Source organism: Biomaibacter acetigenes (assembly GCF_003691585.1).
GTDB classification, from domain to species: domain Bacteria; phylum Bacillota; class Thermosediminibacteria; order Thermosediminibacterales; family Tepidanaerobacteraceae; genus Biomaibacter; species Biomaibacter acetigenes.
In genome coordinates, this window is record NZ_CP033169.1 from 423,969 (window position 1) to 439,340 (window position 15,372).

General features: G+C 44.7%; 15 protein-coding genes. 12 read left to right on the plus strand and 3 right to left on the minus strand.

Going from position 1 to position 15,372, the window contains the following annotated elements; translation table 11 throughout:
• The first annotated feature begins 145 nt into the window (after window positions 1–145).
• The 9 genes from D2962_RS02020 (at window position 146) to D2962_RS19000 (ending at window position 8,695) form a co-directional block, all read left to right on the plus strand.
• Complete coding sequence (locus tag D2962_RS02020; RefSeq protein WP_122013952.1) at window positions 146–1,138, plus strand: LacI family DNA-binding transcriptional regulator; 993 nt, start codon at window positions 146–148, stop codon at window positions 1,136–1,138.
• Between the two features lie 188 nt (window positions 1,139–1,326).
• Window positions 1,327–2,379, plus strand: coding sequence for a TRAP transporter substrate-binding protein (locus tag D2962_RS02025; protein WP_122013953.1), 1,053 nt, complete (start codon window positions 1,327–1,329; stop codon window positions 2,377–2,379).
• A 56-nt stretch (window positions 2,380–2,435) separates the two neighbouring features.
• On the plus strand, window positions 2,436–2,915 hold the full coding sequence (locus D2962_RS02030; RefSeq protein ID WP_122013954.1) for a TRAP transporter small permease: 480 nt from the start codon (window positions 2,436–2,438) through the stop codon (window positions 2,913–2,915).
• On the plus strand, window positions 2,915–4,189 hold the full coding sequence (locus D2962_RS02035) for a TRAP transporter large permease (RefSeq protein WP_245984844.1): 1,275 nt from the start codon (window positions 2,915–2,917) through the stop codon (window positions 4,187–4,189). Before D2962_RS02030 ends, D2962_RS02035 begins: the two co-directional genes overlap by 1 nt.
• Before the next feature lie 11 nt (window positions 4,190–4,200).
• Complete coding sequence (locus tag D2962_RS02040) at window positions 4,201–5,289, plus strand: zinc-binding dehydrogenase (protein WP_122015705.1); 1,089 nt, start codon at window positions 4,201–4,203, stop codon at window positions 5,287–5,289.
• Window positions 5,290–5,309: 20 nt separating this feature from the next.
• The gene (locus D2962_RS02045; RefSeq protein WP_122013956.1) at window positions 5,310–6,479 is read left to right on the plus strand and encodes a 4Fe-4S dicluster-binding protein; all 1,170 of its coding nucleotides are present in this window, start codon (window positions 5,310–5,312) and stop codon (window positions 6,477–6,479) included.
• A 53-nt stretch (window positions 6,480–6,532) separates the two neighbouring features.
• Window positions 6,533–6,769: a dimethylsulfonioproprionate lyase family protein gene (locus tag D2962_RS02050; RefSeq protein ID WP_122013957.1), complete on the plus strand. Its 237-nt coding sequence runs from the start codon at window positions 6,533–6,535 to the stop codon at window positions 6,767–6,769.
• Window positions 6,770–6,858: 89 nt separating this feature from the next.
• On the plus strand, window positions 6,859–7,170 hold the full coding sequence (locus D2962_RS18995; RefSeq protein ID WP_162991060.1) for an FAD-binding protein: 312 nt from the start codon (window positions 6,859–6,861) through the stop codon (window positions 7,168–7,170).
• Window positions 7,106–8,695 (plus strand): FAD-binding protein, encoded by a 1,590-nt coding sequence (locus D2962_RS19000; RefSeq protein WP_122013959.1) that lies wholly within the window; start codon window positions 7,106–7,108, stop codon window positions 8,693–8,695. Before D2962_RS18995 ends, D2962_RS19000 begins: the two co-directional genes overlap by 65 nt.
• A gap of 90 nt (window positions 8,696–8,785) precedes the next feature.
• On the opposite strand, the gene D2962_RS02065 is transcribed toward D2962_RS19000, so the two are convergent.
• The 3 genes from D2962_RS02065 to D2962_RS02075 all read right to left on the minus strand — a co-directional run bounded on the left by D2962_RS02065 (window position 8,786) and on the right by D2962_RS02075 (window position 11,791).
• Entirely contained in the window at window positions 8,786–9,331 is a 546-nt protein-coding gene (locus D2962_RS02065; protein ID WP_122013960.1) for a ferritin family protein, read from the minus strand.
• 94 nt (window positions 9,332–9,425) lie between these two features.
• Window positions 9,426–10,721, minus strand: a complete 1,296-nt coding sequence (locus D2962_RS02070) for an MFS transporter (RefSeq protein WP_120767881.1) — start codon at window positions 10,719–10,721, stop codon at window positions 9,426–9,428.
• A 32-nt stretch (window positions 10,722–10,753) separates the two neighbouring features.
• Entirely contained in the window at window positions 10,754–11,791 is a 1,038-nt protein-coding gene (locus D2962_RS02075) for a C39 family peptidase (RefSeq protein ID WP_162991061.1), read from the minus strand.
• A 366-nt stretch (window positions 11,792–12,157) separates the two neighbouring features.
• Between D2962_RS02075 and D2962_RS02080 the strand changes: the two genes are divergently transcribed.
• From D2962_RS02080 to D2962_RS02090, 3 genes are all read left to right on the plus strand, one after another.
• A complete protein-coding gene (locus D2962_RS02080; RefSeq protein ID WP_122013962.1) occupies window positions 12,158–12,928 on the plus strand; it encodes an IclR family transcriptional regulator in 771 nt (256 codons plus the stop codon).
• Between the two features lie 125 nt (window positions 12,929–13,053).
• On the plus strand, window positions 13,054–14,205 hold the full coding sequence (locus tag D2962_RS02085) for an iron-containing alcohol dehydrogenase (RefSeq protein ID WP_122013963.1): 1,152 nt from the start codon (window positions 13,054–13,056) through the stop codon (window positions 14,203–14,205).
• A gap of 253 nt (window positions 14,206–14,458) precedes the next feature.
• Window positions 14,459–15,214, plus strand: a complete 756-nt coding sequence (locus tag D2962_RS02090; protein WP_122013964.1) for a fumarylacetoacetate hydrolase family protein — start codon at window positions 14,459–14,461, stop codon at window positions 15,212–15,214.
• The last annotated feature ends 158 nt before the right edge of the window (window positions 15,215–15,372 follow it).

The following is a 15,372-nucleotide window of genomic DNA, read 5'->3' on the forward strand; positions in this document are numbered from 1 at the left end:
ACGATTGCACAAACGTTTCTACAAACCATTGCACAATCCTTATCAGGAGAGAAATGGTCTTAAAGGAAATTATTTCAAGTTAGAAACAATTATTGTAGATTAGCAAAACTCAATCCTTTAAAGCTTTAAGCAAGGAGGTTTTGAATTGGTCACTATCAAAGAAGTGGCAGAGAGGGCGGGAGTATCTACCAGCACGGTATCCCGGGCCCTCAGCGGCAAGATACCGGTAAATGATGAAACAAAGCAGAAGGTTCTTCTGGCTGTAAAAGAACTAAACTACCAGCCCAATGTGTTGGCACAGGGGTTAAAAGATGGTAAAAGCAGAACCCTGGGGCTTATCATTCCCAATGTGCGCAACCTGGTGTTCCCTGCAGCCATCCGCGGCATAGAGGATATGGCCAAAAAACATGGATACACCGTGGTCCTGTGCAACACCGATGAGGATGTCGAAACCGAAAAGTTTTATATAGACAATCTCCGGCGGCGCCTCATAGACGGATTTATCTTTTCCACCGCCCGCCCTGGCCATGAACACTTGTTGGAATTAAAAAGAGAGGGCTTTCCCGTGGTGTTTCTCATAAGGCAGATGGGGGAAGATGTGGATACCATAACCGTCGACAATTATAAGGGTGCCTATGACGCTACAAAATACATGCTGTTACGAGGTTTAAAAAATATAGCCTTTATAAACGGCCATATGGATATCTTCCTTTACCAGCAGAGGTTCGAAGGATATAAGAAAGCCCTGGAAGAGGCCGGGTTCCCTTTCAAAGAAGAAATGGTGGTCCATGAAGTCTATGGATGGGAAGATGGCTATCAGGCCATGACAAATCTCCTGAAAAAAAACCTCAAAATTGACGGCGTTTTTGCCACCAGCGACCCGAAAGCTATAGGGGTTATCCGGGCGATAAAGGACTTCGGCCTCAAGGTCCCGGACGATATTTCTGTCATGGGCTTTGATAACTCTGATATGGCACCGCTTTTAGATCCGCCTTTAACCACCGTTTCCCAGCCCTTCTATGAGATGGGGGCAAAGGCCTGTGAAAGGCTCATAAAGATAATAGAGGCCAAAAAGAAGCCGAAAGCAAAGGTGGAAGTTCTGCCAGCAGAGATAGTAGTAAGAAAGTCGGTTGTATAACATAGTGCAACATAGTGAGCACTTTCACATTGATTTTTCTACCAAATTAAGATAAAAGAAGAATTTTATATTTTATCAATGGATTTTCTATAAATTAGTATCAAAATGCGGAAAGGAGGGTAGATTTTAATTTCACAGATTTACATAATAAAGCAAATCATATCAAAAAATTGAGGGAGGATTGTTTTATGCATCTTAAAAAATTTCTTGTAATTTGTCTAGTTTTACTACTTTCAGTATCTCTTCTTGCAGGTTGTGGCCAGAAGGCCCAGCAGCCCCAGCAGAGCCAGAGCAATAGTCAACCTTCGGGTAGTAACCAGTCGGGTAGCCAGGATAAAATCATTATTAAGCTTGGCGACGTGCTGGCAGAAGATCACCCTCATACCCAGGCTTACCATTTCTTTGCAAAAAGGATGAGTGAACTCACCAACGGAAAAGTTGAAGTCCAGGTATTTCCAAACTCACAGCTTGGCAACCAGAGGGATATGGTAGAGGGTATGCAGATGGGTACCCTTCAGATGGGCAAATCCATGATGACGGTGCTCTCCGGTTTTCTACCTGAAGTTCAGGTATTTGACCTGCCGTATATTTTCAGAGACAGAGACCATTTTTATAAGGTTCTGGATGGCCCCATAGGCCAGAGCTTCTTGCATGAGAAATTGCCTAAGATCGGTTTAATAGGTGTGGCGCTCTTTGATGCAGGTGTGAGAAGCGTGTATAATTCAAAAAGACCTATTAAGACATTGGATGACATGAAAGGCCTTAAACTTAGAGTTCCTGAAAGCCCCATTTATATCGATATGATGTTCGCTTTCGGTGCCACCGGAACACCCATGGCAGTTGGCGAAATGTATACTGCCCTTCAGACCCATGTAATCGATGGCGCAGAGAACGCCCCTATATTTTATAATTCTCAGAAACACTATGAAGTTTCAAAGTATTTCTCATATACAAACCATATCATGACTCCGGACGTTTTATTGATGAGCAAAAAATTCTATGATACTTTGCCAAAAGATGTTCAAGAAGCAGTATTAAAAGCCGGACTGGAAGCCCAGCAGTATGAGAGAAAACTATGGCAGGACCTTGAAAATAAGACTATAGAAGAACTGAAGGCCAAAGGTGTAGAATTCAATGAAGTTGATACTACCCCATTTAAGGAAGCTGCTAAAAAGGTATGGGAAAAATACCAGGATAAACTGGGCAAAGATTTGATCCAGCAGATTGTGGATACGAAGTAAGATAAAGGGGTTTGGCTTGAGCCAAACCCCGGATTTTACTCCGAGGGAGGGATATTATGGAGGCTTTGAGAAAATATCTTATCAAGTTTGAAGAACACCTTCTTTTTCTGCTCATGGGGGTAATGACGGTAGTTACTTTTGCGCAAGTTTTTTTCCGGTTTGTGCTGAATTCACCTCTGGCATGGTCGGAAGAATTGGCAAGATATCTCTTTGTTTGGATAACTTTTATTGGTGCAAGTGTAGCCCTGCATCGATGGGGGCATTTTCAGGTGGATATAGTAGTAAATCTTTTTCCCGATAAAGTTAAAAGAATAACTGAAATAGTTGTTTATTTATTGATCATGATTTTTGCTTTTATCATGGTGTATTACGGATTTATTCTGGTTCAATACACTTCTACCCAGCTATCTCCTGCACTTCAGTTGAATATGGCAATACCGTATTTTGCATTGCCTTTGTCCGGCATACTGATCTTTTTTCACACTCTTGAAAGACTTTTATTTAAAGATAATGGAGGGAAAGGGGAAGAAAAATAATGGCCATATTATTCCTGCTACTGGCAGTATTTTGTCTTATGGGATTGCCTGTAGCCTTTGCCATAGCACTGGCTTCCACTTATGGCGTCATATCTGCAGGCAACATTCCGCTTATGGTAGTGGTTCAGAGAATGTTTACCCAGATCGATTCCTTTCCCCTCATGGCTGTACCCTTTTTCATGCTGGCAGGGAACCTGATGGACCGGGGCGGGATTTCACTAAAGATCATAAACTTTGCCAGTAATCTTGTAGGCCACATTAAAGGAGGCCTGGCAATGGTATCGGTGGTAGCCTCCATGTTTTTTGCCGGCATATCGGGTTCCGCATCTGCCGATAGTGCAGCCATAGGTTCGGTTTTAATTCCGGCTATGGAAAAAAAGAACTATGGAAAAAGCTTTGCGGCATCCCTGACTGCCACTGCCGGGTCCATAGGAGTAATAATCCCCCCAAGTATCCCAATGGTAATATACGCTATTACCGGAAGTGTCTCCATAGGCAAATTATTTTTAGGTGGATATATTCCCGGATTGATGATCGGTCTTGGTTTAATGGCAGTAAGCTTCTATTTTGCCATAACAAGGGGATACCCGGCAGAACCCAGAGCAAGCCTGAAAAGCCTCTGGAAAAGCTTTGTAGAATCCATATGGGCACTGCTCATGGTGGTAATAATTATGGGAGGAATCTTAACCGGGGCTTTTACTGCCACCGAAGCTTCAGTGGTAGCTGTCGTTTATGCTATCATTGTAGGCATGTTTGTCTATAAGCAGTTGAAATTAAGCGACCTTCCCAGGATTTTCATCGAAAGCGGTGTAACCACAGCGGTGGTAATGTTCTGTGTGGCCGCTACAGCCATACTATCATGGATTTTAACAAACCAGCAGGTTCCAGTTAAAATGGCTGCTGCAATTTTAGCTATTACGCAAAATCCAATTATAATATTGATATTAATTAATATAATACTATTATTTTTAGGCACAATTCTTGATACCACACCGGCTATTATCCTAATAGTTCCCATCCTGTTGCCTATCGTGACGAAGTTGGGGGTAGATCCCATACATTTTGGCCTCATAACTGTTACAAACCTGGCTATAGGTATGAGCACTCCACCGGTAGGTATTACTCTATTTGTATCGTCCGGTATCGCAAACTTGCCTATGTCAAAAATGTTAAAATCCTTAGTGCCCTTTTGGGCTGTAATGGTTTTCATACTCGGATTGATCACATTTGTTCCGGGAATAACCATGTATTTACCAAACAAGTTCATGCCATAAAGGAGGAAAACATAATGCCATTTGCTATGGTACTGGAAGAGTTCAATAAACCCCTGGTCTTGAGGGAGTTTCCTGAACCGGATTTAAAGCCTGGGGAGGTATTGGTAAAAATTGAAGCTGCAGGAGTATGCGGTTCCGATGTGCATATGTGGAGGGGAAATGATCCCAGGACACCACTTCCCATAATTCTGGGTCATGAAGGTGTGGGAAGAGTAAAAAAAATAAATGGAAAGAAAAGAACTGTCTTAGGAGAGAAAATCAAGGAAGGGGATATGATCCTCTGGAACCGAGGAGTTTCATGTGGCCACTGTTATTTCTGTTCGGTCAAAAAAGAACCTTCTCTCTGTACCAACAGGTGGGTCTACGGCATAAATGTGAGTTGCGGTGAGCCTCCTCATCTAAAGGGTTGCTATGCGGAAGAAGTGCTGCTAAGTTCTGATACGGATATTTTTAAGGTACCGGAGTCGGTAGACCCGGCGGTTCTGGTGCCTGTTTCATGTTCCGGAGCTACTATCGCCCATGCCTTTGATCTGGCAAAACCGGAAGAAGGAGATAAAATACTTATCCAGGGTCCCGGACCACTTGGCATTTTCGCCACTGCCTTTGCAAAGGCATATGGAGCCAGCGAAATCATCATCATCGGCGGTACTGAAGAAAGACTGGAGATGGCCAAGCGCTTTGGTGCCACTTTTGCTATAAACCGAAAGAAATTAAGTCCTGAACAAAGAAAGGAAATGGTTATGGAAAGGACCCATGGTCTGGGAGCGGACATAGCAGTGGAAGCTACCGGCCAGCCCGATGCCGTAAGCGAGGGTATAGACCTTGTACGCCGCGGTGGTAAATATCTAATGGCGGGTTTTGGAGACCCTAATGGTACCGTTACACTGGACTGCTATAAAGATATAGCCCACAAAAATATCAATATACAAGGGGTCTGGGTTAGTGATACAAAGCATACTCATATGGCCTTAAAACTTCTATTAAATAATTTGAACCTATTTTCCGAACTGGTAAGTCATCGGCTGCCGCTTGATAAAGCTAATGAAGCGCTGGAACTTATGGAGAGTAAAAAGGCAACAAAGGTAGTATTGACACCATAGATTTTAAAAGGGGTGAGAAAATGGCAGATATTTCTACAACTTATCTTGGACTAAAACTTGAGAGTCCCCTCATAGCCGCCTCTTCAGGTGTAACAGGAACTGTAGAGCGCATGAAAAGGGCACAAGAACAGGGAATCGGTGCAGTTGTGGTGAAATCAATGTTTGAAAACTCCATAAGCAGGGAATCGCCGACACCGCGCTTTAAAATAATAAATAGGAACCTAAAAAGTCAGAGGTCTTTTGTCTTTTATTCTTATGAACAGGCCAGTGAATTTGATATAGATAGATATGTGGAGGAGATTTATCGAGCAAAAAAAGAGCTTTCGATTCCGGTAATACCAAGTATAAATTGTATAACCGATGACGGTTGGAAGGAATATGCAAAGAAGTTGGAAGAAGCAGGTGCCGATGCTCTAGAATTGAATGTGTCATGTCCTCACGGTTCCATCATTTTTACGGGCAAAGACAATGTTGCTGATGAAATGATAAGGATAACTCGAATGGTAAGACAGACAGTGCAAATCCCTATAGCAGTGAAAATGAGTGCTCAGTTGACTGCACCTCTGATAGTGGCAAAGGGCCTTCAGGATGCCGGTACCGACGGAGTTGTGATGTTCAACAGGCTGGTGGGACTTGATATAGACATAGATGAGGAAAAGCCCATCCTTCACGGTGGCTATGCAGGTCATGGCGGCCCCTGGGCGATTCATTATCCTCTTCGATGGATAAGTGAAGCATCACCTGTTTTAAACATAGATATATGCGGTACCAGTGGCGTGGCAAATTACGCTGATGTGGTAAAGTATATACTGGCCGGTGCAAAAGCAGTAGAGTTTTGCACCGCGATCTTTTTGGAAGGATATATGATTATCAAAGAATTCAATAAAGGCCTGGGTGAGTGGATGGATAAAAAAGGATACAAGTCCATCGAAGATTTTAGAGGAAAAGTTTCCGGAAAAGCCATTCTTGGCACCAATGAAATCGATAGAAGGCATGGTAAAGTAGCATTGATTGATGAACAAAAATGTATCGCTTGTGGAAAGTGTGAAAAGGTATGTCTGTATGATTCGGTAGTGCCGTCAGGAGGAAAATTCAAGATAAAGGACACCTGCGATGGTTGCGGCATGTGTGTTCAGGTATGTCCGGTGAAAGCCATAGATATGGTAAAATATAGCAATGATTTTACTTGATAAAGGTTTGTTTTTATAATGTAAACTTGAATTGAGAGAACGAGGGATATGATTTGAAGATAAATAATATTGATTTTTTAAAGGGTACCGACTTTCCTGCAGGCAGACATACTCGAGTGTTGGTAGGCCCCGGAGCTCAGATCGAAGCTCAGAATTTTGTCATGGGGCATGTAACAATATATCCCGGGGGATGTGTGCCGTTACATTCCCATGAGCAGGAAGAAGTATATTTGATTTTAAGTGGAAAAGGCTTAATTTTTATTAATGATTTAAATCTACCTTTATTTTAAAAAGGAATATATAATATTTATTTATTTATGTCACTATGCAGCATAAATCTTTTAATGTTAAGACATGTAATTTTCCGGAGGAAGAAGATATGAAAATCTTAGATTGCGACATCCTTGTAGTTGGCGGCGGGGGTGCCGCCCTGAGGGCTGCCATAGCCGCAAAGGAATACAATAAAGATTTAAGGGTGCTGATTGCCACCAAAGGCAAGCTTGGAAAAAGCGGAGTCACCGCTACGGCCTGTTCCGACCGCATGGCCTTTCATGCCACTCTTGACCATACCGAGCCGGGCGGACCCGGCAGCTGGCGGTATCATGCCGACGACATATACCGCATAGGTGGGAAAGTCTCGGATTACAAACTGGCCGAGGGTCCTGGCCAGAAACGCAAAAGACGCCTTTGAATACCTGGATAAGCTGGGGGTACCCTTTGTGAAGAAAAACGGACTGCCGGACCAGTTTGTGACCGACGGTTCGGAATATGCCCGGGCGTGTTATACGGGGCCTTATACTGCCGTTCATATTGAAGAAGCTTTGATAAAAAGATTCGAAGAAATGGATATCAATGTGCTGGATTTTTGCATGGTAGCTCGCCTGGTGAAGCATGATGGGCGGGTGGTCGGAGCGGTGGCCCTGGATACCCGGGAAAAAGATTTGGAAAAAGCTGCTATAGCCATATCTGCCGGGGCAGTCATCCTTGCCACCGGTGGAGGAGGCATGATCTATGAACACAATGTTTTTCCAGCGGGTATGACGGGAGATGGTTATGCTCTGGCTTATGAAGCAGGGGCGGAGCTGGTGAACATGGAGTTCATACAGATAGGAATAGCTTCCGTCAAAACCAAATTTAACTGCTCAGGAAGTATGATGAGGGCTGTACCGCGTATTATCAACGATGCCGGCGAGGAATTTTTGAAAAAGTACTTTCCCGAGGGCACATCCTGTGAAGAAATATATAACACCTTATTTAAAAAGGGTGCCAGCTGGCCGGTTTCTTATGAGCACAAGACCCACATTATCGACATTGCTCTTTATAAGGAAATGAAGGCCGGACACAGGGTGTTCCTTGATTACGGCAGAAACCCCGAAGGATTCAGATTCGATATGCTCTCTGAGGAAAACCGGACCCGATACCGCCGGGAACAAACCCGTGATATTGGTGAACAAAAGAGAAACGAGTCCCCATTATACAGGCTGATGGAAATAAACGAGCCCTCTGTAAAATGGTTTTCGGACAGGGGCATAGATTTGACAAAAGGCGAGCTCATAGAAGTGGCAGCATGCGCCCAGCATTTCCAGGGAGGCGTGAAGATCGACGAACATGCCAGGACTACCGTGCCGGGATTGTGGGCGGTGGGAGAATCCGCCGGAGGCCAGCATGGAGCCAACAGGCCCGGCGGCAATGCCCTCCTTGACTGCCAGGTGTTCGGCAGGATAGCGGGAGAGGACGCTGCACAAGAGGTATTAAAAAAAGGTAGTAGTATAAATGATGCAACAGATTGCATCGATGCCGATGCCGGAAAGCTCATACAACTGCTGAATTCTGCAAACAGCGGTGAAATTAGCGCGGAAAAAATGCGAAAAAACCTCCAGAAGATAGTGGAGGGCGGAGCAGGAGTGGTGAGGACCGGCGAAGGACTTCAAAAAGCCCTGCAAGAACTAAAGGATCTTAAAATAAAAAAGCATTTTATCGATGAACACGGCTCAGCATATTTTATAGAAAATCAAAACATGATGATGGTGGCCGAAATGGTCCTGTCCGCAGCCCTTATGCGGGATGAAAGCCGGGGGCCGCACTTGAGGTTTGATAGGTATGATGATAACACTCCAATAGCGAGAAAAGATCCCGAATGGGAAAAATATATCGTGATTTATAAAAAGGGCGAGGATATGGTTCTTGAAAAAAGGCAGCCGATAATATCATCCTAGTAGATATAGTAAAAGCCCCATTGTATCATCTTTGGGGCTTTATGCGTATAAGAGCGAGGAATAAAATTCTTGTAAAAATATAAAAGCCGTTTATTTTATCCCCCACGGAGCCACACCAAACAGATAATGCGAGAATATAGCCAGGTCTTCCTTTTCATGGTTCATGATTATACACAAAAGGTCGATCACTTCCTGGTTACGGCTTGCGGCAATCTGTTCCTGATATTCGTTGATAGTTTCGGCTTCGAGCTTCACCGCCTCCGAAAGATAGGATATAGCCGCATTTCTTCTATCGGGGTCAATCTCAAGGTTGCCCTTCTCGGGAGCAGGATCGGTTATGACGAGTTCCACATCATGCTGTCGAAACTCCTGTGCCTGCACCGGGTCCAGCTTTGCCAGCATCCGCATCAGCAAAATTATGTGCTGGGCTTCATCCAGGGCTTCTGCCCTGAACACCTCCGAAAGTTCACCAGATAAATCTCTACTGGCCTTCATATAGTAATTGACCGCTATTATCTGCCTTATTATATCCCTTCGCAAAAAAACAAGTTCTATATTAACCGGACAATCAGATGGGATAACAGGCCCTTCTGACACCCAGGGCGGCTTAGGAAAAACAAAAATGGTTTTCGGCATGTATATTACCTCCCACGGTTATTTCCATTTTAATATATTATATGAATGCAAAACATTAAAGGATTTGTAATTGTTTTAAAATAACCGTCGAGGTTTAAAACTCGGGCTTCTCATCAACCATGGACACGAAAAAAAGACCCAGCAATGAGATTATAGCCGCCACATAAAAGGCAGAAACCAGGGAACCGGTCAAATCTCGGATGAAACCGCTCACCATGGGCGCTACTACTGCGGACATCATGCCGGAAAAATTAAAGACTCCCACGGCAGTGCCCAGGGCATCTTTGTTCATGGCGGCGGCGTGGTCTCCTGTCCATGCTATGGCTATCGGGTCCCAGGAGGATTTGCCGAAAATACCGTAGGCTATCAATGCGGAGATGATGGCCAGGGTTGAATGCATATAAGCCATGAGGAAGATGGTTAAAGCCCCCAGGGGAAACAGCAGCAGGGCCATTTTTTTTCTGCCGATTCTGTCGGAAATCCTGCCGGAGATGAGGGAGGGCATTATGGCGCTTATTCCGGCAATGGCTACGAATAAGCCGGCAAGTTCCATGCCGATGCCCCTTTCTTTTTGAAAAAAGGCGGCTCCCCAGGTGACCGCCACCCAGTAACCATAAAGGGCACAAAATTGGGCTAAGTTGATGAGCATGAGGTTTTTATTTTTTAGCACCTCAGCTATAGGGAAAGAAGAAGTTTTTTTGAGTTCATCGAAAGTGATTTCATTATTTGACCTATGCGAAGAAAGGCCGATGATGCGGGATTTACCATCGCTGCTTTTTTCGTCCGGGGCAAGGTCATCCGTTTCAGGGAGAGCTTTATAATAGATTAAAGCCATAAAGACGGTGATGATACCAAGCACTGTAAAGATTCCGCCGTAGCTTCTTGTATAAAGGTATATGGGGCCGCTCGTGGCAAGACCGATAATGAGCCCAAAGGACATACCCAGGTTTACTATTGCTGCGGCAGTAGCCCGGGCCTGGGGCGCTACGGTTTTCAACATGATGCCATAGGCGGAAGGATAATAAGCACCGGCGCCGAACCCATGTAAGGCCATAAGGAAAATCATCATGACGTAATTCCCGGTAAAAAGCCCAAAGCAAAGCAAAGCGAATCCGGAAATGGCATACATGGCGGTCAGAAGCCGTTTTTTGCCTATTCGGTCGCCCAGCATGCCCGAAGGTATCTGCATAGCCACATAAACAAGAAAATAGCTGCTGGTGATGGTGCCGAGCTGAGTGCCGCTGAGGGAAAATTTTTCTCCTATGACGGAAAGCAGGGGGTAAAGGGTGGTCCTGTCGGTGTAGAGCAGTGTCCAGCCGGCACACAGGAGTATCATAAGATTGATGGTCCGTTTATTAAAAAATTCACGAATAATATCCGCCTCCTTCAATAGAAACCCCAAAAGGAAAAATAGGGATGGCCCTATTGTTTCCGTATAATATATACTATCCCTTTCCAGGCCTTTAAGAACTGATCAACCCTGTACTCGCGCTTTACCGTTTCATGAGTAGGGGCTGCAGGGTCGTTTACTATCACATGATCCGCCCCGTTTTTTGTAGTAAATCCCCGCACCACTATGAGATGGCCGTCGGTATCCTCGATAGGAGCATTGTCGAGCTCACCTTTATCAAAACTTATACTGGCGATTACAGGCCTTCCCTCAAATATTTCTTTTCTTATGTCATCCAGACTTTCGAACCTATCCACGTAAGCTGTGAAACCCCGGCTTGCAGCAAAGGCGGTGTTGAAGGGCCAGTTGCCGTAGATCTTTGCGCCATTGTCAAATACCCCTTCAGCTGCATTCTCTGCAGAGATGTCAAGGCTGTAATATTGCATTACCATGGAGACCGAAGTGGGACTGCAGATGACATTGGCGATCTTTGGATTTTGCTGCATCTGGGATATCATGGGAACATCCAGGTCCTTTTCCAGATGAGTTTCCCCCGGTATCCTGTCGGTGTTGTTATAAGCAACAAAGGAAACCATGCGGACTACAGGGGAAACGGCTCCGTCGCCTAACAGGGCAACCCTGTATCTTATGCCATTTCCGCTGGCCTCACCGTTTAAGGCTATAGTGTCGATCATGACCCTGGAAATATCATCCTCCTGCTTTTTTTCACTTTCGGATTTGATCCCTGTACCCCAATTTGCGATAGTAAACCAGGAAGACCATTTGTCTCCAGAACGCACCTGGGCCTGGATCTTGATATATGTTTTTCCGGGAGTGTCGGCGTTCCAGGAAACCACGGCATATTTAAAAGGCGCTGTATCAAATGTTTGAGAAGTGTATGTACCTTCTTTCAGATAAGACCCATTCTGCTTTTCGAGCTCCAGCGCGCCATCTTCATGGGATGATACCCTGACGCCCTTCAAATCTCCCTTACCGAAATCCTCTACAGAAGTGTCCATGTGAAATGACCTGCCGGAGGATTGCTTAATACCGGTTTTGTTTTTGTCCATTTTGAAGAACCCCTTTCCTAAAATAATAATTGAAATTATTAAGATAATTATGATGAGAGGCATGTGAAATGTTTTTCCGGGTTTAATCAATATCAATACCCTCTTTGGAACCGGTATGTTGGTTTATTTGTTGACTTATACGGCATCACTTGTTTATACCGTTGTCCTTTAAGTATCAGATTAAAAGGAGTATAACATGATTATATTGTAATTGTATCAGAAAAGATAAAAGAATAATAGATTTAGAGATGTTTTTCTGAAAGAAAAAGGATTTTAATAATATATGTCGAAATGTATATAAGAGATTTATGAAACTGTATTTCGTATGATGGTACATAACCATTTACAAAATATCGGGAGGAAATCATGCCGCAGGATAATACCGTCCAATCCATTGAAAGAGCAATAAATATATTGGAAGAACTAGCCGAAGAGAAGGAAGGACTTGGGGTTACGGAACTTTCACGGCGTCTGAACCTTCATAAAAGTACCGTCCACCGCCTTTTATCCACTCTTTTAAGCCTGGGCTATGTGGAGCAAAACCCATACAGCGAAAAATATCGCCTGGGAATAAAGCTGCTTCACCTGGGGGGTGCCATCCTGGAGAGGATGGACCTCCGGAAGGAGGCCCACGATCTTTTAAAAGAGCTTTCTGATGAGGTCAACGAGGCTGTGCATCTAGTGGTTCCCGATGGTAACCGGGCCCTCTATATCGATAAAATAGATAGTAGCAGGACCATCCGCATGTACTCACAAATCGGGCGCAGAGCCCCCATGCACGCTTCGGCGGTGGGCAAGGCCATACTGGCTTTCTCTTCTGAAGATTTCGTGAGAAAAGTAATCGATGAGGGATTGGAGAAATATACTTCAAATACCATTACAGATCCCGGTAAACTGGTGGAGCACCTTAAAACCGTCAGAGCCCGGGGCTTTGCCGTGGATGATGAGGAAAACGAGGAGGGCATCCGGTGCGTAGGGGCTCCCATTTTTGATTACTCCGGCAGGGTTATTGGCGCATTAAGCATTTCAGGGGCTACAGTGACAGTGACACCCGACAAGGTAAAGACCCTTGCGGCAAGGGTCAAGGAATATGCAGCTAAAATATCCCGGAGGATGGGATGGCCATTGAATAAATAAAATCTAAATGCTAAAATGGAAGATGGGTTAAGATGGAAATTAAATGCTATTTGGATCCAACATTGACCAAATAAGTTGGTGCGTTAAAGGTCTTGTTTAATAATTTAATTTGGAGGTGTTTTGATTTGAACTTCGAATTTTTTATGCCCACCCGTCTTGTATTCGGACCGGGGAAGGTTAAGGAAGTAGGAACTTATGTAAAATTTATCGGTAAAAAGGCACTTATTGTGACCGGAAGATCCAGCGCAAAAAAGACCGGTCATCTTGATATGGTGACAAAAAGTCTGGAACAGGAAGGAATAAAATGGCTGGCATTTGATGAGGTGGAACCAAATCCCTTTACCACCACCGTCGAAAGAGGGGCAAATCTGGCCAGAGAAAATCATGTAGATGTAGTAATAGGCCTTGGTGGAGGCAGCGCCATGGATACTGCCAAAGGCATAGCTTTTATGGCATTAAACGAAGGCCATGTGGCCGATTACATAGCTGGGAAGCAGGGCGGGGATGTGCTTCCCATTGTACTTATTACCACCACCGCCGGAACAGGCAGTGAGGCCAACAATTATGCAGTGTTTACCAACCCTGAGACAAAAGTGAAAAAATCCCTGAAGTCTCCGAAAACCTACGCCAGGGTTTCCATCATTGACCCCGAACTCATGCTGACCGTGCCCAAAAAAGTTACGGCATCCACCGGGATAGATGTATTTTTCCACGCCATGGAAGCCTATGTAGGGAGAAGGAGCCAGCCCTTCACCGATGCTCTGGCTCTGGAAGCCATAAGATTAGTGGCGGAAAGCCTCAAGGGCGCCTATGAACACGGAGAAGATATCCAGTACCGTGAACGTATGGCCTGGGCCAATACCCTGGCAGGCGTGGCCATAAATCTTTCGGGCACCTGCGGCATCCATGGCATGGGACATCCCTTGAGCGGCATCTACGATGTACCCCATGGAGAAAGCCTTGCTGCAGTTTCTCTGGCTTTTATGCGCTTTAATATCTTTGAAGCTCCCGGGAAGTTTGCAAAAGTGGCCGAAGCCCTGGGAGTTGATGTAAGGGGCCTCACATTGTCTGAAGCTGCCGAAAAGTCCATAGAAGCCCTTCGAGATCTGATGGATAGGGTGGGACTCCCAAAGAAAATTTCTGCCTTCGGCATCACCGAAAAAGACATAGACACTCTGGCAGAGCACGCTTATACCAAAATGACCCATAACCTGGAAGCCAGCCCCAGAGTGCCCACGATGGATGATGTGAAGAGGATGTACATGGAATCGTTGTAGGAGAAAGTCAAAGAAATAGCCCGCACTTGATTATCAGATTCAAGCTGCGGGCTGGTTTATATTAGACCGTTTAATATGATTTATTAACCAGCGGAACTCTCATAACTACAAAATGATTGTCATAAGCAAAAGCTATGTGATCTTCTTTCAACCTTAAATTTAAAAACGAGAAGGAAAATAAAAAATAATGTAGAATATATTATTCATAATATAGAACATAGTTCCATAATGCAAAACAAAGGAAGGTGGCATTATGATAAAATTCGTGAGGTTTGACGCGGGGCAGGGACCGGAATATGGCGTCCTGGAGGGGAATAAAGTATTTTCCATAAAGGGATCCATTTTCGGGGCCTGGGAAAAACAGGGCAGGAGTTTTGAGCTTCATGAAGTAAAGCTCCTGGCACCCTGTGAGCCCCGCAAGGTGGTGTGCATAGGCGTAAACTATAAGGAAGTAGTCAACAAGAAGGGCGATCCTATACCTGAGGAGCCAGTCATATTCCTGAAGCCCGATACGTCAGTAATAGGGCCTGAGGAAGCAATCATATCGCCGGAAGGGATAAAGGAGCTGAACTATGAAGCCGAACTGGTGGTGGTCATAAAGGATAGGGTAAAAGATGTATCGGTGGAAGATGCGAAAAATCATGTGTTGGGCTATACCTGCGGCAATGATATCACCGCAAAGGATTTCATGGAAAAGGGCAAGCCCTGGACCAAAGCCAAAGGATACGATACCTTCATGCCCATCGGACCATGTATCGTGTCGGGTATAGATGGTGACAACCTCAATATCAGGATGTATCATAACGGCACGATGACACAAAACAGCAACACTTCCGACATGGTCTTTAATGTGAGCCAAATAATATCCTATGTTTCTCACATTATGACGCTGAATCCGGGTGATATCATAAGCACAGGTACTCCTCCGGGAAAAGGGAATCTAAAGTCTGGAGATATCATTGAAGCCGAAATCGACAGTATCGGCCGATTGAAAAACACAGTGCGTTAAAAAAAGCAACCGCAGCTTTGCTGCGGTTAGCTTTTCAAGTGCGCCCGGCATGGGCGATAGCTCGGCAGTGAAAGTCTGCTATGGGGCTGGCAGCGGCGACCATTAGCCAAACAGCAAGGGTGTCTACCGTGAGATAGAATCTGAAGGAAGCTGTAGGC

What these genes read in the sequence shown, in the direction of transcription:
- D2962_RS18995 (WP_162991060.1), top strand. Translation starts at nt 6,859, where the DNA reads ATGAAAATCTTAGATTGCGACATCCTTGTAGTTGGCGGCGGGGGTGCC.
- D2962_RS02080 (WP_122013962.1), top strand. Translation starts at nt 12,158, where the DNA reads ATGCCGCAGGATAATACCGTCCAATCCATTGAAAGAGCAATAAATATA.
- D2962_RS02035 (WP_245984844.1), top strand. Translation starts at nt 2,915, where the DNA reads ATGGCCATATTATTCCTGCTACTGGCAGTATTTTGTCTTATGGGATTG.
- D2962_RS02030 (WP_122013954.1), top strand. Translation starts at nt 2,436, where the DNA reads ATGGAGGCTTTGAGAAAATATCTTATCAAGTTTGAAGAACACCTTCTT.
- D2962_RS02090 (WP_122013964.1), top strand. Translation starts at nt 14,459, where the DNA reads ATGATAAAATTCGTGAGGTTTGACGCGGGGCAGGGACCGGAATATGGC.
- D2962_RS02025 (WP_122013953.1), top strand. Translation starts at nt 1,327, where the DNA reads ATGCATCTTAAAAAATTTCTTGTAATTTGTCTAGTTTTACTACTTTCA.
- D2962_RS02075 (WP_162991061.1), bottom strand. Translation starts at nt 11,791, where the DNA reads ATGGACAAAAACAAAACCGGTATTAAGCAATCCTCCGGCAGGTCATTT.
- D2962_RS02045 (WP_122013956.1), top strand. Translation starts at nt 5,310, where the DNA reads ATGGCAGATATTTCTACAACTTATCTTGGACTAAAACTTGAGAGTCCC.
- D2962_RS02065 (WP_122013960.1), bottom strand. Translation starts at nt 9,331, where the DNA reads ATGCCGAAAACCATTTTTGTTTTTCCTAAGCCGCCCTGGGTGTCAGAA.